This window comes from Microbacterium sp. Mcb102 (genome assembly GCF_024519805.1).
Taxonomy (GTDB): Bacteria; Actinomycetota; Actinomycetes; order Actinomycetales; family Microbacteriaceae; genus Microbacterium.
Genome location: NZ_JALJRG010000004.1, coordinates 383573 through 404204 on the forward strand (window position 1 = coordinate 383573; position 20632 = coordinate 404204).

General features: G+C 66.9%; 13 protein-coding genes. 12 read left to right on the plus strand and 1 reads right to left on the minus strand.

The genetic code is table 11. From position 1 onward, the window contains the following. The first annotated feature begins 126 nt into the window (after positions 1–126). From OC372_RS13210 to OC372_RS13235, 6 genes are all read left to right on the plus strand, one after another. A complete protein-coding gene (locus OC372_RS13210; RefSeq protein ID WP_029261827.1) occupies positions 127–1413 on the plus strand; it encodes a sugar ABC transporter substrate-binding protein in 1287 nt (428 codons plus the stop codon). Positions 1414–1428: 15 nt separating this feature from the next. Then, positions 1429–2403: a carbohydrate ABC transporter permease gene (locus tag OC372_RS13215; protein WP_029261828.1), complete on the plus strand. Its 975-nt coding sequence runs from the start codon at positions 1429–1431 to the stop codon at positions 2401–2403. Continuing rightward, complete coding sequence (locus OC372_RS13220; RefSeq protein ID WP_029261829.1) at positions 2400–3233, plus strand: carbohydrate ABC transporter permease; 834 nt, start codon at positions 2400–2402, stop codon at positions 3231–3233. The genes OC372_RS13215 and OC372_RS13220 overlap by 4 nt, the downstream gene beginning before the upstream one ends. Beyond that, positions 3230–4738: a glycoside hydrolase family 3 N-terminal domain-containing protein gene (locus OC372_RS13225; protein ID WP_262002329.1), complete on the plus strand. Its 1509-nt coding sequence runs from the start codon at positions 3230–3232 to the stop codon at positions 4736–4738. Before OC372_RS13220 ends, OC372_RS13225 begins: the two co-directional genes overlap by 4 nt. A 15-nt stretch (positions 4739–4753) precedes the next feature. Beyond that, positions 4754–5620, plus strand: a complete 867-nt coding sequence (locus tag OC372_RS13230; protein ID WP_105712365.1) for a MurR/RpiR family transcriptional regulator — start codon at positions 4754–4756, stop codon at positions 5618–5620. 264 nt (positions 5621–5884) lie between these two features. After that, positions 5885–6190 (plus strand): GIY-YIG nuclease family protein, encoded by a 306-nt coding sequence (locus OC372_RS13235; protein WP_105712376.1) that lies wholly within the window; start codon positions 5885–5887, stop codon positions 6188–6190. A 61-nt stretch (positions 6191–6251) separates the two neighbouring features. Here OC372_RS13235 and OC372_RS13240 read toward each other — a convergent pair whose 3' ends face one another. Next, a complete protein-coding gene (locus OC372_RS13240; protein ID WP_262002330.1) occupies positions 6252–7172 on the minus strand; it encodes a sugar kinase in 921 nt (306 codons plus the stop codon). Positions 7173–7335: 163 nt separating this feature from the next. Between OC372_RS13240 and OC372_RS13245 the strand changes: the two genes are divergently transcribed. The 6 genes from OC372_RS13245 to rpoC all read left to right on the plus strand — a co-directional run bounded on the left by OC372_RS13245 (position 7336) and on the right by rpoC (position 20499). Then, the gene (locus OC372_RS13245; RefSeq protein ID WP_262002331.1) at positions 7336–9009 is read left to right on the plus strand and encodes an ABC transporter substrate-binding protein; all 1674 of its coding nucleotides are present in this window, start codon (positions 7336–7338) and stop codon (positions 9007–9009) included. Between the two features lie 90 nt (positions 9010–9099). Continuing rightward, positions 9100–10104, plus strand: coding sequence for an ABC transporter permease (locus tag OC372_RS13250; protein WP_105712362.1), 1005 nt, complete (start codon positions 9100–9102; stop codon positions 10102–10104). 34 nt (positions 10105–10138) lie between these two features. After that, the gene (locus OC372_RS13255) at positions 10139–11104 is read left to right on the plus strand and encodes an ABC transporter permease (protein ID WP_029261835.1); all 966 of its coding nucleotides are present in this window, start codon (positions 10139–10141) and stop codon (positions 11102–11104) included. Continuing rightward, the gene (locus tag OC372_RS13260; RefSeq protein WP_262002332.1) at positions 11101–12807 is read left to right on the plus strand and encodes an ABC transporter ATP-binding protein; all 1707 of its coding nucleotides are present in this window, start codon (positions 11101–11103) and stop codon (positions 12805–12807) included. The genes OC372_RS13255 and OC372_RS13260 overlap by 4 nt, the downstream gene beginning before the upstream one ends. Positions 12808–13039: 232 nt before the next feature. Continuing rightward, positions 13040–16543, plus strand: coding sequence for a DNA-directed RNA polymerase subunit beta (locus OC372_RS13265; protein ID WP_262002333.1), 3504 nt, complete (start codon positions 13040–13042; stop codon positions 16541–16543). Positions 16544–16623: 80 nt separating this feature from the next. Further along, entirely contained in the window at positions 16624–20499 is a 3876-nt protein-coding gene (gene rpoC / locus OC372_RS13270; RefSeq protein ID WP_029261838.1) for a DNA-directed RNA polymerase subunit beta', read from the plus strand. The last annotated feature ends 133 nt before the right edge of the window (positions 20500–20632 follow it).

The following is a 20632-nucleotide window of genomic DNA, read 5'->3' on the forward strand; positions in this document are numbered from 1 at the left end:
TGATGTTACGGCCGCATGACGATTGTGAGAGGAACTTGCAGGTAATTAGTTAGTCGTGGATACTTTTTCCTAACCCCCGGTGAATACCCGATATTCGCCTGGACTTTTCAAAGAGGAGATCCCCGCATGCACAAGCGCATTCTTCCGGCCGTGGCGCTCGGCGCCGTGGCCACGCTCGCCCTCGCCGGCTGCGCCGGCGGCGGTGACACAGGCTCCACCGACGGCGAGGGCAAAGAGCTCACCGTCTGGATCATGAAGGGCACCAACCCGGACGCGTCGGCCTTCTACGACGACGTCGCCGAAGCCTTCGAGAAGGAGACCGGCGCCACCGTCAAGATCGACGAGATCCAGTGGGCAGACGCGCACGACCGTTTCGTGACCTCCATCGCCGGTGGCACGACTCCTGACATCGCCGAGACCGGCACCACCTGGACCGCCGAGTTCGCCGACGCGGGCGCGCTCCTCCCGATCGACGAGTACGTCGACGGCGAGAAGGGTCTGCGCGACGACCTGGTCGAGGGCCTCGAGGTCGCCGGCACCTACGAAGACGAGCTGTACGGCATGCCCTGGTACGCCGGTGTCCGCTCGCTCATGTACCGTGCCGACGTGTTCGAGGAGCTCGGTCTCGAGGCTCCGAAGACGTGGGACGACATCGTCGCCGCGGGTGACGCCATCAAGGCCGCAAAGCCCGACATGCTGCCGTTCCCGGTTCCGGGCGACGCCGAGTTCCAGGTCTACCCCTGGGTCTGGGGCGCCGACGGCGAGATCGCCACGAAGGACGGCGACACCTGGACCAGCGAGCTTGACAGCGCCGAATCGCAGGCCGGCATCGAGTTCTACACGGGCCTCGCCACCGAGCACGGCTTCTCTTCCGCAGGTGCCACCACCTGGAAGGAGACCGACCTCCGTGACGCGTTCACGCAGGGCAACGTCGCCATGATGCTCTCGGGCTCGTGGACGCCGAACTCGCTCATCGAGGCGAACCCCGACCTCGAGGGCAAGATCGGCGCCGCGGTCATCCCCGGGAAGGACGGCGGCATCGCCCCGTCGGTGCTCGGTGGATCGCACCTCTCGATCTTCAACACGACGAAGAACGCCGACCTCGCGTGGGAGTTCGTGAAGCTCGTCACCACCGGCGAGTTCGCCGAGCAGTGGTCGGACGAGACCGGCTACTTCCCGGGCGTGCAGTCCGCGATGGAAGAGGCCCTCGCCTCGACCGACCCGCTGGTCGCACCGTTCGCCGAGCAGATGGTCGACGGCGGAGCATCCGTCCCGGTCACCCCGAACTTCGGCGCCGTCCAGGCGAAGAAGACGACCAACTCCATGATCCAGGCCATCCTCAGCGGACAGAAGGACGTCGCGACCGCGACGAAGGACGCTTCCGCCGAGATGACCGAACTGCTCAACCAGTAAGGAAGCATCCCTTCCATGTCGATGGTGCAAGCGCCACTGCCGGCCACGAAGGCGGAGTCCACCTCCGCCTCCGTGGCCGGCGGCCGGAAGCGACGCGGTCTCTCGATCGTCGCGGCCCGCCCCTGGCTTCTTCTCGCGCCCGGGCTGGTCATCCTCGCGGTGCTCATGCTCTGGCCTCTCATCCAGGTGTTCATCTACTCGCTGCAGGACTACGGCCTGCGCGAGATCAACACCGGGGAGAACAACTGGATCGGTCTCGACAACTACGTCGAGGCGCTCACCAACCCGACTCTCTGGACGGTGGTGCTGCCCAACACCGTCGGCTTCGCCGCCGTGGCGGTCTTCGTCACCGTGGCCGTCGGCACGCTCGTGGCCCTGCTGCTCGCGCGGCTCGGCACCACGTGGCGCGTCATCGTCTCCAGCTGCATCATGGTCGCGTGGGCGATGCCCGCCGTGACCGGTACGTACGTCTGGACCTTCATCTTCGACGCCGACCGCGGCATCTTCAACCAGGTCCTCACCGACCTCGGGCTCATGGACGATCCGGTCAACTGGTTCACGAACCAGTGGTCCTTCTACGCGATCGTGCTCCTCAACGTCGTGCACCACGGCTTCCCGTTCGTGGCGATCACCGTGCTCGCCGGACTCCTCGGCGTCTCGAAGGAGATGCTCGAGGCGGCGGCTCTCGACGGCGCCGGTGCCTGGCGTCGTTTCTGGAAGATCATCTTCCCGACGCTCCGCCCGGTGTTCTCGGTCGTGATCATCCTCTCGACCATCTGGGACTTCAAGGTCTTCGCGCAGGTGTACCTGATGCCCGGCGGCGGTGGCGGAAACCGCCAGGTGCTGAACCTCGGCGTCTGGTCGTACGTGGAGTCGTTCGGCCAGAACCGCTACGGCTTCGGTGCAGCGCTCGCCGTGCTGCTCACGCTCGTCCTGATCGGCATCACCATCGTCTACATCCGCTCCCTCATGAAGGAGGACGAGCTGTGAACCCGCGCCCCCGGCTCCGCTCCCGGATCGGACTCGGCATCGCGGTCGCCGCGGTCCTGATCTTCACGTTGTTCCCCGTGTACTGGATGGTCTCCAGCGCGTTCGACGGCAAGGCCTCCAGTGGTGGGCAGTCGCTGATCCCGCAGGAGTTCACGTGGGACAACTTCGCGTTCGTCCTCACCGACGGCGGCTTCGGCACGTACCTGCGCAACTCGGCCATCGTCGCCCTCGTGACGGTCCTCGTCAGCGCCCTCGTGTGCCTGCTCGCTGCCGTCGCTGTCGCGCGGTTCAAGTTCAAGTTCCGCACGATGATCCTGATGATGATCCTCGTGGTGCAGATGGTGCCGCTCGAGGCGCTCGTCATCCCGCTGTTCCTCCAGGTCAAGAGCCTCGGCCTGCTCAACAGCATCCTGGGCCTCATGGTCGTCTACGTCGCCCTGTCGCTCGCCTTCGGCATCTGGATGCTGCGCGGCTTCGTCGCCGCCGTTCCGGTCGAGCTCGAGGAGGCCGCCTACATCGACGGTGCCAGCTGGTGGCGGATGTTCCGCTCGGTGCTGCTGCCGCTCGTCATGCCCGGCCTCGTCGCGACGAGCATCTTCAGCTTCATCACGGCGTGGAACGAGTTCATCTTCGCGATGACGATCCTCGGTGCCCAGACCGACCAGTACACGGTCTCGATCGGCCTCAAGTCGTTCTTCGGCCTGCACTCCAACGACTGGGGCAGCATCATGGCCGCGTCGACCATCATCACCGTCCCGGTCATGATCTTCTTCGTGCTGGTGCAGCGCAAGCTCGCCTCCGGCATGGTCGCGGGAGCCGTGAAGGGATGACCGACGAACTCGAGCGCCTCGCGAACGGGGTGCTGTGGCCGGGGTTCTTCGGCACCGAGGCGCCGGAGTGGCTGCGCGCCGAACTGCGTGACGGCCTGGCCGGGGTCGTGTACTTCGGCCAGAACGTGGGCGAAGGACTCCCGGCGCTCAGCGCGGCGATCCTCGACGCGAACCCCGACGCCCTGATCGGTATCGACGAAGAGGGCGGCAGCGTCACCCGCCTGGAATCCGCCACAGGGTCGACCGTTCCCGGAGCAGCCCAGCTCGGTCTGCTCGACGACCTGGTGGCCTCGGAGAAGACCGGCGCAGAGCTGGCTCGGCGCGTGCGCGCGGTCGGCGCCAACGTGGTGCTCGGCCCGGTCGCCGACGTCAACACCGACCCCCGCAACCCGGTCATCGGCGTGCGGGCGTTCGGCGACGACGAAGCGCTCGTCTCACGGCACGTGGTCGCCACGATCGACGGCATCCAGGATGCGGCGGTCGCCGCATGCGTCAAGCACTTCCCCGGTCACGGCGACACCCACATGGACTCGCACCACTCCCTTCCGGAGATCACCCTCGATCACGAGGAGTTCGAGCGGGTGCACCTCGAACCGTTCCGCGCGGCCGTCGACGCGGGCGCGGATGCCGTGATGACCGCGCACATCGTGGTCCCGGCGTGGGGCGAGCAGCCCGCCACGCTCAACCCCCGGGTGCTCGGCAAGCTGCGGGACTGGGGTTTCGACGGCGTCATCATCACGGACGCGCTCGACATGGCCGCCATCCGCGAGACCGTCGGACTCGGTGGGGGAGCAGCCCTGGCCCTCGCCGCCGGTGCCGACCTGCTCTGCATCGGAAACCCGACCAACCCCGGCGACGCCGCGCTTCCCGACCAGGACGAGCGAGACTTCCGTGCGGCCCGTGACGGGATCGTCGCCGCACTGCGTGACGGCTCTCTCTCGCGTGAGCGGGTCGAGGAGGCCGGCCGTCGGGTCGCCGCCCTCGCCGCGAAGCTCCGCGCCGCCGCGGACCGCGACCACGAGACTGCCGACGACTTCGACGCCGCGGACATCGTGCGTCGCGTGCTGACGGTCACCGGTGGCACCACCGCTGCCGCATCCGAGCTCGCCGTGATCGATGCCCGTCGCCGCTCGACGCTCGCGGTCGACAGCGCGGGTTCGTACGTCGCGAACGCGCTCGCCGACGACGGCCTGCGGGTGCGCCTCGATGTCGCATCCACCCCGCTCGCCGAACAGGACCGCGTGCTGGAAGAGGTCACCGCCGCTGCGGGCACGACGGTGCTGCTGATCGACCGACCCGACACGGATGCCGCGCAGCGGGAGCTCGTCGAACGGGCGGCGGTGCGCGATCCGGCAGCAGTCGTGGTCAATGTCGGTCTTCCGACGGCGAACCCGTTGCCGCTGCCGACCGTCGAGGTCGCCGCGGCCAGTAGGCTCGGTGCGCAGATGGCGCGCGATGCGCTTCTGGGGCGTTTCGCCGTGAAGCAGAGGGCCAGCGCCGACTGAGGACAGGATCACTCCATGGACGATGACGTTCTGGCACGTGTGCGGCGCTCGCTCTCGAAGCTGAGCGCCGCGGAGGCGCGGGTCGCGGAGACGATCCTCGGCGACCCGACGCTCGTCGTCGACCTGGCCATCAACGACCTCGCCCAGCTCTGTCGGACCTCGCTGTCGACGGTGGCCCGTTTCTCCCAGTCGCTGGGGTACAGCGGTTACCGGGAGCTGCGCGTGGCGGTCGCCCGTGCGATCACGCTCGCCCAGGCGCAGCAGGCGCGGTTCGGTCTGGACACCACGGCCATCGATCCGGACGACGGGCCGACGGCCATCGCCGCGAAGCTCGCCGCGCAGGAGATCGACGCGATCGAGAAGACCGCCCTCGCCCTCGATGCCGCAGCTCTCGACCGGGTAGCCCGCGCGGTTGTCGATGCCCGGCACATCGACCTCTTCGGACAGGCGGCGTCGTCGCTGACGGCGCAGGATCTGCTGCTGAAGCTGTCGCGCATCGGGTGCTCCGTGTCGCATTCGCCGGACCCGCATCTCGCGGTGACGACGGCTTCGCTACGCACGGCGGATGACGTCGCGATCGCGTTCTCGCACGGAGGGGAGACCGCAGAGACCCTGCGGGCGCTCGAGGTCGCCCGAGATGCCGGTGCGCTGGCTGTCGCGGTCACCAGCGTCGCGGAGTCGACTCTCGCGCTCGCGGCGGACGTCGTGCTGCTCACGCACGCGCACGAGTCGCCGTTCCGGATGGCGGCGATGTCGAGCCGCATCGCCCAGCTCGCTCTGGTCGACGTGCTGTTCGTCCGTGTCGTGCAGCACCGCGGCGAACCGGTGGCCGTCTCTCTGCAGCGCACCCACGACGCGGTTCCCGCGCGCCGCCGCCCCTGACCCTGCGCCGTTTCCCGTTCGTCGAGCGAGGGGCGCAGTACCCCCCCCCGTTCGTTGAGCGAGGAGCGCAGCGACGAGACGAAACGTGGCACGCGCATCCGGGGACGTTTCGTCTCGCTTCGCTCGCTCAACGACCGGGTTGCGTTCGTCGAGCGAGGAGCGCAGCACGCCACCCCGTTCGTTGAGCGAGGAGCGCAGCGACGAGACGAAACGCCTTCCTCAGCACGCCCATGAGTGTCGGCGCCCGGCACTATCGTCCCGGACATGGGATACGTGTACATGCTCCGGTGCGCCGACGGAACGTTCTACGTCGGGAGCACACGTGACCTCGGCCGAAGGCTCGTCCAGCACCAGGAAGGGCGCGGCAGTGCGTATACGCGCCGGCGTCTGCCCGTCGAGCTCCAGTGGAGCGAAGAGTTCGCCAGGATCGACGAGGCGTTCGCGTGGGAGAAGCGGCTGCAGGGATGGAGTCATGCCAAGCGCTTGGCGTTCCTGGAGGGCGGCCTGGATGCGGTCGTGGGATGGTCGGCGCGTGAGCGGGCGAAGAGCCGGGCGGCAGCAGGGGCGTAAGGACGTTTCGTCTCGCTTCGCTCGCTCAACGACCGGGTGTCGTTACCCCGCGGCGCACGGCTCAGTCGACGTGGTCGCGGGTGCTGAGGAGCGCGCGGGTCGCGATGCGGTGCCCGCGGGCGACGCTCCCGGTGAGCGACAACCCGGTCAGCACCCCGGCGAGGAAACCCGCGGCGAAGGCGTCTCCCGCGCCGATGGTCTCCACGACCGGGGCATCGAGCGCGTCGCTCTCGGCACGCTCTTCGCCGTCGAAGGCGACGGCCCCGCTGGCGTCAGTGACCGCCAGGTAGCGCGGCTGGGGGAACAGCGCGCGCAGTTCCTGAGGATCGCTGGTCCCGAACACCGCTTCCGCATCGGGGCGCGTGCAGAACACGATGTCGGCGCGGCGGGCGAAGCCGGACACGATCTCCCTGCCCTCCGCCTCGCGGCCACGCCACAGCGCCGGGCGCCAGTTCAGGTCGAAGCTGACGAGCCGGCCGGGACGATGGTCGGAGTACAGCGCCTCCTGGGCGGCGAGCGCAGATGCGGAGATGGCGGGCGTGATCCCGGAGGTGTGCACGAGCGCGGCCCGGGCGAGCAGGGTGGATGCCACCGGCGCAGCCAGCTTCTCTGGCGACATCGCGGCGGCCGCGGAGCCCGCGCGGTAGTAGTGCATCGTCCCGTCGACCGCGCCGTCCGCACGGGCGACGAGCTCCTTCACATAGAGCCCGGTCGGCGCCTGATCGTCGATCTCCACGGCCGTGTCGTCGACGCCGTGTGCGCGCAGCTCCGCGGTGAGGAACCGGCCGAATCCGTCGTCGCCGACCCGGGAGAGGACAGCAGTTCGGATGCCGGCCGACGACAGGGCGATGGCGGTGTTCCATTCCGCTCCGGCCAGGGAACGGTGAAAGGTGCGGCAGTCCTCCAGCGGTCCGGCTGTGGCGGCGACGAGGGCGACCATGCCTTCGCCGAAGCAGATGGCGAGCGGGGTGGAGTCGGACACGGTCTGGACACTACCCGATCGGCAGGGCGCCCGCCGATACCGGATTGCAATGCGGATGCGTTTGGCATCTGCCGATCTGCTGGGTACCGTCTAGTCATCACCGTCGCCGAGGCGAAGAAGCCTCGGGACGCGCAAAGAAGCGCCCGACAGGGAAGGTCACACAATGCACCAATCAGTCAAGCGTCGGCGAGGACTCATCGCCGTAACCGGAGCCACGATCGCCGCGATCGCCCTCGCAGGGTGCGTCGCCAGCGAGCGGGGCGACGACGATGCGGACGCGGGAGGCGATGTCGACGGGACGTTCGTGTTCGCGGCATCCTCCGACCCGGCCAGCCTCGATCCCGCCTTCGCGCAGGATGGCGAGAGCTTCCGCGTCTCGCGGCAGATCTTCGAGGGTCTGGTGGGCACCAAGCCCGGTACGGCAGATCCGGCACCGCTCCTCGCCGAGAAGTGGGAGTCGTCCGACGACGGCATGTCGCACACCTTCACGCTGAAGGAGGACGTGACCTTCCAGGACGGCACCCCGTTCAACGCCGAGGCCGTCTGCGTCAACTTCGACCGCTGGTTCAACTGGACCGGCCTCGCCGCCTCCGAGGCGTTCGGGTACTACTACAACAAGCTCTTCAAGGGCTATGCCGCCAATGCGGCCGATGCCGTGTACAAGTCGTGCACCCCCGATGGCGACTACTCGGTCACGATCGAGCTGAACAAGCCGTTCGCCGGTTTCATCCCGTCGCTCTCGCTGCCGTCGTTCGCGATGCAGAGCCCGTCGGCGCTGCAGGAGTTCGGTGCGGACGAGGTCGCCGGCTCCGCCGAGGCCCCGCAGCTGTCCGAGTACGCGATGGGGCATCCGGTCGGCACCGGCCCGTACCAGTTCGACGAGTGGGCACCGGGCGAGCAGGTCACGCTCAAGGCCTACGACGACTACTGGGGCGAGGCGGGGCAGATCGACGAGATCATCTTCCGCACGATCGACGACCCGACCGCCCGCCGCCAGGCGCTCGAGTCCGGCTCGATCGACGGCTACGACCTGGTCGGTCCCGCCGACACCAAGGCACTCGACGACGACGGCTTCACGATGGTGTCGCGTCCGCCGTTCACGATCCTCTACCTGGCGTTCAACCAGGCGATCCCGGAGCTGCAGGACCCGAAGGTCCGTGAGGCGCTGTCGTACGCGGTCGACAAGGACGCGCTCATCAGCCAGGTGCTCCCCGAGGGCACCGAGAAGGCGACGCAGTTCGTGCCGGAGGTCGTCAACGGGTACAACCCCGATGTCACGACCTACGACTACGACCCCGAGAAGGCCAAGGAGCTGCTGGCTGAGGCCGGCTACGACGAGGCCAACCCGTTGAAGCTCACGTTCAACTACCCGGTCAACGTCTCGCGTCCGTACATGCCGGACCCCGAGCAGATCTACACCGTCCTGTCGTCGCAGCTGTCCGAGGTCGGCGTCGAGACCACCCCGGTTTCGGAGGAGTGGGTCGAGTACCTCGACCGCACCACCGGCACCGCGGATCACGGCATCCACCTGCTGGGCTGGACCGGTGACTACAACGACACCGACAACTTCGTCGGCGTCTTCTTCGGACAGAAGAGCTCCGAGTGGGGCTTCGACAACCCGGAGCTGTTCCAGAAGCTGACCGAGGCGCGCGGCGTCTCCAGCCTCGAGGAGCAGACGCCGCTGTACGAGGAGATCAACGAGATGGTCGCCGAGTTCATCCCCGGCGTCCCGCTCGCGCACCCGGCGCCGACTCTGGCGTTCGACCCCCGCGTGAAGAGCTATCCGGCCAGCCCGGTGAACGACGAGGTCTTCACGGACATCGTCCTCACCAAGTAGTCGGCCTGACCATCTGATATGCCGAGTCCCGGTCCCGCACACCTGCGCGGGACCGGGACACGGCGTACCTTCTGATCGACGGAGATCTTCGTGCTGCGCACCATCGGCAGGCGACTGCTGTTCCTCATTCCCACTCTGTTCGGGCTCAGCATCCTGCTGTTCGCCTGGGTCAGAGCCCTTCCCGGCGGCCCCGCGGTCGCCCTACTCGGCGAGAAGGCCACACCGGAGGCCGTCGCCAGGGTCAACGAGCTCTACGGCTTCGACGAACCCCTCATCCAGCAGTACTTCACCTGGATCGGGCGACTGCTCCAGGGCGACTTCGGAACGTCCATCCAGACGAACCGCCCCGTCGTCGAGGAGTTCATGCGCCGCTTCCCGGCGACGCTCGAGCTGAGCGTCATGGCGCTGATCTTCGCGATCGGCGTCGGCATCCCTCTCGGATACTGGGCCGCTCGTCGTCACGGCAAGCTCACCGACCACGCGTCGGTGGTGCTGAGCCTGATCGGCATCACCATCCCGGTGTTCTTCCTGGCGTTCATCCTGAAGTACGTCTTCGCCGTGCAGCTCGGATGGCTGCCGTCGGACGGCCGTCAGGATCCGCGAATAGACGCCACCCATCCCACCGGGTTCTACGTGTGGGACGGCATCATCACGGGCGAGTTCGATGCCTCGTGGGATGCGATCCTGCATCTGATCCTGCCGGCGCTCGCGCTGGGCACGATCCCGCTCGCCATCATCGTCCGCATCACCAGGGCCAGCGTTCTGGAGGTGCAGAACGCGGACTACGTGCGCACCGGACGGGCGAAGGGCGTCGGAGCCCCGACGCTGCGCAACCGCTTCATCCTGCGCAACGCGATGCTGCCGGTGATCACGACGATCGGCCTGCAGACCGGACTCCTGATCTCGGGCGCCGTGCTCACCGAGACCGTGTTCGCGTTCCCCGGCATCGGCTCGTTCCTCGCGCGGGCGATCTTCACGCGGGACTTCCCGGTGCTCCAGGGATTCATCATCTTCATCGCGATCGCGTACGCGCTGATCAACCTGGCGGTCGATGTCTCCTACAGCTTCATCGACCCGAGAGTGAGGGTGCAGTGATGTCCCTCGTCATCGTCCGAAAGGAGGCGGTCTCATGAGCATCGCCCTCCCACCCGCCCAGGGCCCGTCGGCCGAGAGCGGCGGCAGCATCGACACCGTCGCGATCGCCCAGGCCGACCTCAAGAAGGGCTCCGGCGGTTTCTGGCGGGATGTGTTCCGTCGGCTCCGCCGCAACCCGACCGCATGGATCGGCGCGGTCATCGTGGTGCTGTTCCTCCTGGTCGCCGCTCTCGCTCCGTGGCTCGCCCCGTACCCGGAGACGGCGCTTCCCGGCGCGAAGTACATCACGCCGACCTACATCCCGGGTCCGGGCGAGGTGCCGGGGTTCCCGCTGGGCCTCGACCGTTTCGGCGGCGACGTGCTGTCCAAGCTCATCTGGGGTGCGCAGGCCTCCCTGATGATCGGCGTCATCTCCACCGCGATGGGACTCGTGGGCGGCATGATCCTCGGCCTCCTCGCCGGCACGTTCGGCGGGTGGGTCGACACCCTCATCATGCGCGTCGTCGACATCATCCTCTCGGTGCCGAACCTGCTGCTGGCGGTGTCGATCGCCGCGATCCTCGGGCAGACGCCGTTCGCGGTGATGATCGCGATCGGTGCTTCCCAGGTGCCCATCTTCGCCCGGCTGCTCCGTGCGTCGATGCTGCAGCAGCGGTCGAGCGACTACGTGCTCTCGGCGCAGACACTCGGTCTCGGCCGCGGCAGCATCACGATGTCGCACGTGCTGCCGAACGCCATCGGCCCCGTGATCGTCCAGGGCACGTTGACGCTCGCGACGGCCGTGATCGATGCGGCCGCGCTGTCGTTCCTCGGTCTCGGCGGCGGCGGCCCCGCGACCGCCGAGTGGGGGCGCATGCTCACCTACGCGCAGGCCGAGCTCGCGATCGCCCCGTGGCTCGCGTTCCTCCCGGGTATCTGCATCGCCGTCACCGCGCTCGGCTTCACCCTGCTGGGCGAAGCGCTGCGTGAGGCGATGGACCCACGGACGAGGGCACGATGAACGCCCGCGACGAAGGCGCGATGCGCGCCGCGAAGGAGAATCAGATGTCCACCGAGCCGCTGCTGTCCGTCCAGGGGCTCGCCGTGGACTTCGCCACCATGGACGGCGTCGTGCACGCCGTCGAGGGTGTCGACCTCGAGATCCGACCCGGTGAGACCGTCGCGATCGTGGGCGAGTCCGGTTCGGGCAAGTCGACGACGGCCATGGCCATCATCGGGCTGCTCGCCGGGGGAGGGAAGATCGCGTCGGGCAGCATCCGGCTCGACGGGAAGGAGATCTCCCACGCGCCGGAGCACGAGCTGCGCACGATCCGCGGTCGCGACATCGGCCTCGTGCCGCAGGACCCCATGTCGAACCTGAACCCGGTCGCGAAGATCGGCACGCAGGTGGCGGAGACACTGCTCGCGCATGGACTCGCCACGCGGCAGAACGTGCAGGCGAAGGTGGTCGAGGCGTTGACCGCCGCCGGCCTCCCCGATCCGGAGCGGCGCGCCAAGCAGTATCCGCACGAGTTCTCCGGCGGCATGCGTCAGCGCGCCCTGATCGCGATCGGTCTGGCGTGCAAGCCACGGCTGCTGATCGCCGACGAGCCGACCAGTGCGCTCGACGTCACGGTGCAGCAGACGATCCTCGACCAGATCGGCGCGATGACCCGTGAGCTGGGAACGGCGGTGCTCCTCATCACCCACGACCTGGGCCTCGCCGCTGAGCGGGCCGAGCGGGTGATCGTGATGCACCGGGGCAAGGTCGTCGAGCAGGGCGACGCGCGACAGATCCTCGAGGATCCGCAGCATCAGTACACGAAGTCGCTCGTGCAGGCGGCACCATCGGTCGCCGTCGCCCGGCTGCAACCTCAGGCGTTCCAGGTGAAGGAACGGGTGGACGGAGCAGACGCCTCCAGCGCGGCGGCACCGGTCGACAACATCGTCGAGATCGAGAACCTCACCAAGGTGTACCCGGTGCGGGGGCGCGGAGAGGACTTCGTGGCCGTCGACGACGTGTCGCTGGCGATCCCGCGCGGGGAGACCGTGGCGATCGTGGGGGAGTCCGGGTCGGGCAAGACCACGACCGCGCGGATGCTGCTCAAGGTGATCGAACCCACGAGCGGGCTGATCCGCTACGAGGGCAAGGACATCGCGTCGCTGAGCCGAGCGGAGACCAAGGAGTTCCGGCAGCAGGTGCAGCCGATCTTCCAGGATCCGTATTCGAGCCTGAACCCGATGTTCACGATCGAACGCCTGATCGCCGAGCCGCTCGACTTCTACAAGAGGGGGAGCAGCGCCGACCGGCGCAAGCGCGTCCGGCAGTTGCTCGACGACGTGGCGCTGCCGCAGTCGATGCTGCGCCGGTATCCGTCAGAGCTGTCCGGCGGCCAGCGGCAACGTGTCGCGATCGCCCGGGCGCTCGCGCTGTCTCCGGATCTGATCGTGTGCGACGAGCCGGTGTCGGCGCTGGACGTGCTGGTGCAGGACCAGATCCTGACGCTGCTCGGCGACCTGCAGAGCGAGTACGGGCTGAGCTACCTCTTCATCTCGCACGACCTCGCGGTGGTGCGCCTCATCAGCGATTACGTGTGCGTGATGAAGGACGGGAAGCTCGTCGAGGCGGCGACCTCGGAGGAGATCTTCACGAACCCGCGCGACCCGTACACGCGGCGTCTGCTGGCGTCGATCCCGGGCAACGAGCTGAACATCGCGTCCTGACATCACCGGGTCGGCCCTGCGCCGACCCGGTGATCGGATGCTCATACCGCAGCATCCGAGATTGGTCAAGGACTCCGCTTGCCATGTCGCACAATCGTGCGTATAGTTGGTAGTTGCGCTCGCTTCTCCCTGCCCTCATATGGTGGTCGGCATCTGTTGAGTTCCCGGGCGCACACTCCACCTGACGACAAAGGAATCGAGAAGCCCTGCGGGGCTCACGGAGGTTATTCCCTTGGCTGCTGCTCGCAACGCATCCACATCCACCACCACCAAGAACGGACGCGGAGCTTCCCGTCTTTCGTTCGCCAAGATCTCCGACACGCTGACTGTCCCAGACCTTCTTGCCCTGCAGACCGAATCCTTCGGTTGGCTGGTCGGAAACGACGCCTGGAAGGCGCGCGTCGCCGAGGCCAAGAAGCAGGGTCGCACCGACGTCAACGAGAACAGCGGTCTCGGCGAGATCTTCGAGGAGATCTCTCCGATCGAGGACCTCGGCGAGACGATGCAGCTGTCGTTCACGAACCCGTACCTCGAGCCGGAGAAGTACTCGATCGAGGAGTGCAAGGAGCGTGGCAAGACCTACGCCGCTCCGCTGTACGTCGAGGCCGAGTTCATGAACCACCTCACGGGTGAGATCAAGACCCAGACGGTCTTCATGGGCGACTTCCCGCTCCAGACCGACAAGGGCACGTTCATCATCAACGGCTCCGAGCGCGTCGTCGTCTCGCAGCTCGTGCGCTCGCCGGGTGTCTACTTCGACAAGACCCCCGACAAGACGAGTGACAAGGACATCGTGTCGGCTCGCGTCATCCCGAGCCGTGGTGCATGGCTCGAGTTCGAGATCGACAAGCGCGACCAGGTCGGCGTGCGCGTCGACCGCAAGCGCAAGCAGTCGGTCACGGTCTTCCTCAAGGCGCTGGGCATGACCAGCGAGGAGATCCTCGCCGAGTTCGCCGGCTACACCTCGATCGAGGAGACGCTCGCGAAGGACACGATCGTCACGAAGGAAGATGCGCTCCGCGACATCTACCGCAAGCTCCGTCCGGGCGAGCAGGTGGCCGCCGAGGCAGCCCGTGCGCTCCTCGACAACTTCTACTTCAACCCGAAGCGCTACGACCTGGCCAAGGTCGGTCGCTACAAGATCAACCACAAGCTGGGCCTGGACCAGCCGCTGAACTCGTCGGTGCTCACCGTCGAGGACATCGTGGCCACGATCAAGTACCTCGTCCGCCTGCACGCAGGCACCGAGGAGACCTTCACGGGCATCCGCGGTGGCAAGAAGGCCGAGATCCGTCTCGCGACCGACGACATCGACAACTTCGGCAACCGTCGCATCCGCGCGGTCGGAGAGCTGATCCAGAACCAGGTCCGCACCGGTCTGTCCCGCATGGAGCGCGTCGTCCGCGAGCGCATGACCACGCAGGACATCGAGGCCATCACGCCGCAGACCCTGATCAACGTGCGCCCCGTCGTCGCCGCGATCAAGGAGTTCTTCGGAACGTCGCAGCTGTCGCAGTTCATGGACCAGAACAACCCGCTCGCGGGTCTGACGAACAAGCGTCGTCTCTCCGCGCTCGGCCCCGGTGGTCTCTCGCGTGACCGCGCCGGCGTCGAGGTCCGTGACGTCCACCCGTCGCACTACGGCCGCATGTGCCCCATCGAGACGCCTGAAGGCCCGAACATCGGTCTGATCGGTGCTCTCGCGACGTTCGCGCGCATCAACTCGTTCGGTTTCATCGAGACCCCGTACCGCAAGGTCACCGGTGGCGTCGTCACCGACCAGATCGACTACCTCACCGCGTCCGAAGAGGTCGACTTCAACATCGCGCAGGCCAACGCCCCGCTCGATGCCAAGGGTCGCTTCCGCGAGAGCCACGTCCTGGCACGCCCCAAGGGCGGCAGCGGCGAGGTCGACCTGTTCGTCCCCGAGGAGATCGGCTACATCGACGTCTCCCCGCGCCAGATGGTCTCGGTCGCGACCTCGCTCGTCCCCTTCCTCGAGCACGACGACGCACAGCGCGCCCTCATGGGTGCCAACATGCAGCGTCAGGCTGTGCCGCTGCTCCGCAGCGACTCGCCGCTCGTCGGAACCGGTATGGAGGGCTACACGGCCATCGACGCCGGTGACGTGCTCACCGCCGACAAGGCCGGTGTCGTGTCCGAGGTCTCCGCAGACCGCGTCGTCGTCATGCTCGACGAGGGCGGAACGCAGGAGTACCACCTGCGCAAGTTCGACCGCTCCAACCAGGGCACGTCGTACAACCAGAAGGTCGTCGTCAACGCCGGTGAGCGCGTCGAGGTCGGAGAGGTCATCGCCGATGGCCCCGCCACCGAGAACGGCGAGCTGGCCCTCGGAAAGAATCTCCTCGTCGCGTTCATGACGTGGGAGGGCTACAACTTCGAGGACGCGATCATCCTGAGCCAGGACCTGGTGAAGGACGACACCCTCTCGTCGATCCACATCGAGGAGTACGAGGTCGATGCTCGCGACACCAAGCTCGGCAAGGAGGAGATCACCCGTGACCTCCCCAACGTCAGCCCGGAGCTGCTGAAGGACCTCGACGAGCGCGGCATCATCCGCATCGGCGCCGAGGTCCGTCCCGGCGACATCCTCGTCGGCAAGGTCACGCCGAAGGGTGAGACCGAGCTGTCGGCCGAGGAGCGTCTGCTCCGCGCGATCTTCAACGAGAAGAGCCGCGAAGTCCGTGACACCTCGCTGAAGGTGCCCCACGGTGAGCAGGGCACGATCATCGCCGTCAAGGAGTTCAACGCCGAAGACGGCGACGACGAGCTCGGCTCCGGCGTGAACCGCCGCGTCGTGGTCTACATCGCCCAGAAGCGCAAGATCACCGAGGGTGACAAGCTCGCCGGCCGTCACGGCAACAAGGGTGTCATCGCGAAGATCCTCCCGATCGAGGACATGCCGTTCATGGCGGACGGCACCCCGGTCGACATCGTGCTGAACCCGCTCGGTATCCCGGGTCGAATGAACTTCGGTCAGGTCCTCGAGACCCACCTCGGGTGGATCGCGAAGCAGGGCTGGAAGGTCGAGGGCACCCCGGAGTGGGCGGCTCGTCTGCCGGAGCAGGCCTTCGAGGCGGCTCCCGGTACGAAGGTCGCCACCCCGGTGTTCGACGGTGCGAGCGAAGAGGAGATCGCCGGTCTCCTCGACGTGACCACCCCGACCCGCGACGGTGTCCGTCTGATCGACTCCACCGGAAAGGCCCAGATGTTCGACGGCCGCTCTGGTGAGCCGTTCCCGGCTCCGATCTCGGTCGGCTACATGTACATCCTGAAGCTGCACCACCTGGTCGACGACAAGATCCACGCACGTTCCACGGGTCCGTACTCGATGATCACCCAGCAGCCGCTCGGTGGTAAGGCGCAGTTCGGTGGACAGCGCTTCGGTGAGATGGAGGTGTGGGCCCTCGAGGCCTACGGCGCCGCGTACGCGCTCCAGGAGCTCCTCACGATCAAGTCCGACGACATCCTCGGCCGCGTCAAGGTGTACGAGGCGATCGTCAAGGGCGAGAACATCCAGGAGCCCGGCATCCCCGAGTCCTTCAAGGTGCTCATGAAGGAGATGCAGTCGCTCTGCCTGAACGTCGAGGTCCTCTCGGCCGACGGCACGCTGGTCAACCTCCGCGACACCGACGATGAGGCGTTCCGCGCCGCAGAAGAACTCGGTATCAACATCTCCAGCCGCTTCGAGGCCGCCTCGATCGACGAGATCTAATCCGCTGGTGTGCTCGGGAGCCCCGCTCCCGAGCACACCCCAGCAGACTTCTCAAAAAGAATTCCGACACAGGAGAATCAGTGCTCGAGTCAAACACTTTCGATGAGCTTCGCATCGGCCTGGCCACCGCGGACCACATCCGCGCGTGGTCGTACGGTGAGGTCAAGAAGCCCGAAACCATCAACTACCGCACCCTGAAGCCGGAGAAGGATGGTCTCTTCGGAGAACAGATCTTCGGCCCGTCCCGCGACTGGGAGTGCGCCTGCGGCAAGTACAAGCGTGTCCGCTTCAAGGGCATCGTCTGCGAGCGCTGCGGCGTGGAGGTCACCAAGAGCTCCGTCCGTCGCGAGCGCATGGGTCACATCGAGCTCGCCGCTCCCGTCACCCACATCTGGTACTTCAAGGGTGTGCCCTCGCGTCTCGGCTACCTGCTCGACATGGCGCCGAAGGACCTCGAGAAGGTCATCTACTTCGCCGCCTACATGGTCATCTCGGTCGACGAGGATGCTCGTCACCGCGACCTGGGCACGCAGGAGAACAACATCCGCCTCGAGCTGAAGACGCTCGGTGACCGCCGCGACTCCAAGATCGCGGAGCGCCTGGCCAAGCTGGAGGAGGAGCTCGCTGCTCTCGAGGCAGAGGGTGCCAAGGCCGACGCCAAGAAGAAGGTGAAGGACGCCGCCGAGAAGGAGATGTCCCTCATCCGCAAGGGTGCCGACGAGCAGATCGCCAAGCTCGAGCGCGTGTGGGAAGACTTCCGCACCCTCGAGGTCGGCGCACTGCGCCCGGAGGACGACGTCTTCCACGAGCTGCAGGACCGCTTCGGTCAGTACTTCGAGGCCTACATGGGCGCCGAGTCGATCCAGCGTCGCCTCGCGGCGTTCGACCTGGTCGCCGAGGCGGAGAACCTGCGTCTGCAGATCTCCGAGGGCAAGGGCCAGCGCAAGATCCGTGCGATCAAGCGCCTCAAGGTCGTCAGCTCGTTCCTCGAGACCGGCATGAGCCCGGCCGCGATGGTCCTCGACGTCGTCCCGGTCATCCCGCCGGAGCTGCGCCCGATGGTCCAGCTCGACGGTGGCCGTTTCGCCACCTCCGACCTGAACGACCTGTACCGCCGCGTCATCAACCGCAACAACCGTCTTCGTCGTCTGATCGACCTCGGTGCTCCCGAGATCATCGTCAACAACGAGAAGCGCATGCTGCAGGAGGCCGTCGACGCATTGTTCGACAACGGTCGCCGTGGTCGTCCCGTCACCGGTACCGGAAACCGTGCCCTGAAGTCCCTCAGCGACATGCTGAAGGGTAAGCAGGGTCGCTTCCGTCAGAACCTGCTCGGCAAGCGCGTCGACTACTCCGGCCGTTCGGTCATCATCGTCGGCCCGCAGCTGAAGCTGCACCAGTGCGGTCTGCCCAAGCAGATGGCTCTGGAGCTCTTCAAGCCGTTCGTCATCAAGCGTCTGATCGACCTCGGTCACTCGCAGAACATCAAGGCCGCCAAGCGCGCGGTCGAGCGCACCCGTCCCGAGGTCTGGGACGTGCTCGAGGAGATCATCCGTGAGCGTCCGGTTCTGCTGAACCGTGCACCCACGCTGCACCGCCTCGGCATCCAGGCGTTCGAGCCGCAGCTCGTCGAGGGCAAGGCCATCCAGCTGCACCCGCTCGTCTGCGCGGCGTTCAACGCCGACTTCGACGGTGACCAGATGGCTGTGCACCTGCCGCTGTCGGTCGAGGCTCAGGCCGAGGCCCGCGTGCTGATGCTCGCGTCGAACAACATCCTGAAGCCGTCCGACGGACGCCCGGTCACCCTGCCTTCGCAGGACATGATCATCGGCCTGCACCACCTGACCACGGTCAAGGAGGGCGCAGCCGGTGAGGGCCGTGCATTCGGTTCGGTGGGCGAGGCGATCCTGGCCAAGGACGAGGGCACCCTCGACCTGCAGGCGAAGATCCGCATCCGCATCCCGGGTCTGACCTTCCTCGAGGGCGAAGCTCCCGAGGGCTACGAGCGCCACGGTCTCGTGGACGCCTCGCTGGGTCAGGCGATCTTCAACGACACGCTGCCGAAGGGCTACCCGTTCGTCCGCGAGCAGGCTGACAAGAACAAGCTGTCGCAGATCGTCAACAAGCTGGCCGAGGAGTACCCCAAGGTCGAGACCGCTGCATCGCTGGACCGCATCAAGGACGCCGGCTTCTACTGGGCCACGCGCTCCGGTGTGACCGTCGCCCTGAGCGACATCCTCACCCCGCCGAACAAGGCGGAGATCGTCGCCGGCTACGAGAAGCAGGCCGCGAAGGTCCAGTCGCAGTACGAGAAGGGTCTGACGACCGACTCCGAGCGTCGCCAGGAACTCATCAAGATCTGGACCGAGGCGACCGACGAGGTCCAGGCCGCGATGAAGGCGAACTTCCCGGAGGACAACACCATCAACCGCATGGTGTCCTCGGGCGCCCGTGGTAACTGGCTGCAGATCCGGAACATCGCCGGTATGCGTGGTCTCGTGAACAACCCCAAGGGTGAGATCATCCCGCGTCCGATCATCTCCTCGTACCGCGAGGGTCTGTCGGTTGCGGAGTACTTCATCGCGACGCACGGTACCCGTAAGGGTCTGGCCGACACCGCTCTGCGTACCGCCGACTCGGGTTACCTGACCCGTCGTCTGGTGGATGTCTCGCAGGACGTCATCATCCGCGAAGAGGACTGCGGCACGTCGAAGGGCCTCGAGCTCCCGATCGCCGCTCCGAACTCGCAGGGCGAGCTGGTGCGCGACGCGAACGTCGAGAACTCGGTGTTCGCTCGTACGCTGGCCTCCGACGTGGTCGACAGCAAGGGCGAGGTCCTCGCCTCTGCCGGTGACGACGTGGGTGACGTGCTGATCGACAAGCTGGTCGCTCTGGGCGTCGAGACCATCAAGGTGCGCTCGGTCCTGACCTGCGACTCCGCCGTCGGTGTCTGCGCGCAGTGCTACGGCCGTTCGCTCGCGACGGGTAAGACCGTCGACATCGGCGAGGCCGTCGGCATCATCGCGGCCCAGTCGATCGGTGAGCCCGGTACCCAGCTGACGATGCGTACCTTCCACACGGGTGGTTCGGCATCGGCGGACGACATCACGCAGGGTCTTCCCCGCGTGCAGGAGCTCTTCGAGGCGCGTACCCCCAAGGGCGCGTCGCCGATCGCCGAGGCCGATGGCCGCATCGCGATCGACGAGACCGACAAGGGCAAGAAGGTCATCCTCACGCCCGACAGCGGTGAAGAGCCGGTCATCTACCCGGTGCTGAAGCGTGCGACGCTTCTCGTCGAGGACGGGCAGCACGTCACGGTCGGTCAGCCGATCCTGGTGGGCACGCTCGACCCCAAGGAGATCATGCGCGTCATGGGTGCTCGCGAGGTGCAGCGTTACCTCGTCGGCGGCGTCCAGGGCGTGTACCGCTCGCAGGGTGTGCCGATCCACGACAAGCACATCGAGGTCATCGTCCGTCAGATGCTCCGCAAGGTCACTGTCGTCGATCACGCCGACACGAACCTGCTGCCGGGTGAGATGGTCGACCTCAAGCGCTACCAGTCGATCAACCGCGAGACCGTGGCAGAGGGCAAGCGCCCCGCGTCGGGCCGACCGGAGCTGATGGGTATCACGAAGGCGTCGCTCGCGACCGAGTCGTGGCTGTCGGCCGCCTCCTTCCAGGAGACGACCCGCGTGCTCACCGAGGCTGCGATGCAGGGCAAGCGCGACCCGCTGGTCGGTCTCAAGGAGAACGTCATCATCGGTAAGCTCATCCCCGCCGGAACCGGTCTCTCGAAGTACCGCGACGTCACGGTCGAGGCCACCGAGGAAGCCAAGAGCGAGCGTTACCCGAACCGGATCTTCGCATCCGACGGCGCGTACGCCGACGGCGACTTCGGATACGTCGACTTCGACGCGTTCTCGACGGACGACATCACCCCCGGTACGTATAACTGAGTACTGAGTGATTGAGGAAGGCCCCGGGGTTCGCCCCGGGGCCTTCTTCGTGCGCGCTGCCATCCGCCGAGTGCACGGTTTGCTGCCGAGCGCACGGCGAGTTCGCGTGGACGAGCCGTGCGCTCGACACGAG

Bases quoted from the DNA above. Each gene is read 5' to 3' on its own strand.
- OC372_RS13230 (WP_105712365.1), top strand. From the start codon at position 4,754: ATGGACGATGACGTTCTGGCACGTGTGCGGCGCTCGCTCTCGAAGCTG.
- OC372_RS13225 (WP_262002329.1), top strand. From the start codon at position 3,230: ATGACCGACGAACTCGAGCGCCTCGCGAACGGGGTGCTGTGGCCGGGG.
- OC372_RS13245 (WP_262002331.1), top strand. From the start codon at position 7,336: ATGCACCAATCAGTCAAGCGTCGGCGAGGACTCATCGCCGTAACCGGA.
- OC372_RS13260 (WP_262002332.1), top strand. From the start codon at position 11,101: ATGAACGCCCGCGACGAAGGCGCGATGCGCGCCGCGAAGGAGAATCAG.
- OC372_RS13210 (WP_029261827.1), top strand. From the start codon at position 127: ATGCACAAGCGCATTCTTCCGGCCGTGGCGCTCGGCGCCGTGGCCACG.
- OC372_RS13255 (WP_029261835.1), top strand. From the start codon at position 10,139: ATGAGCATCGCCCTCCCACCCGCCCAGGGCCCGTCGGCCGAGAGCGGC.
- OC372_RS13215 (WP_029261828.1), top strand. From the start codon at position 1,429: ATGTCGATGGTGCAAGCGCCACTGCCGGCCACGAAGGCGGAGTCCACC.
- OC372_RS13235 (WP_105712376.1), top strand. From the start codon at position 5,885: ATGGGATACGTGTACATGCTCCGGTGCGCCGACGGAACGTTCTACGTC.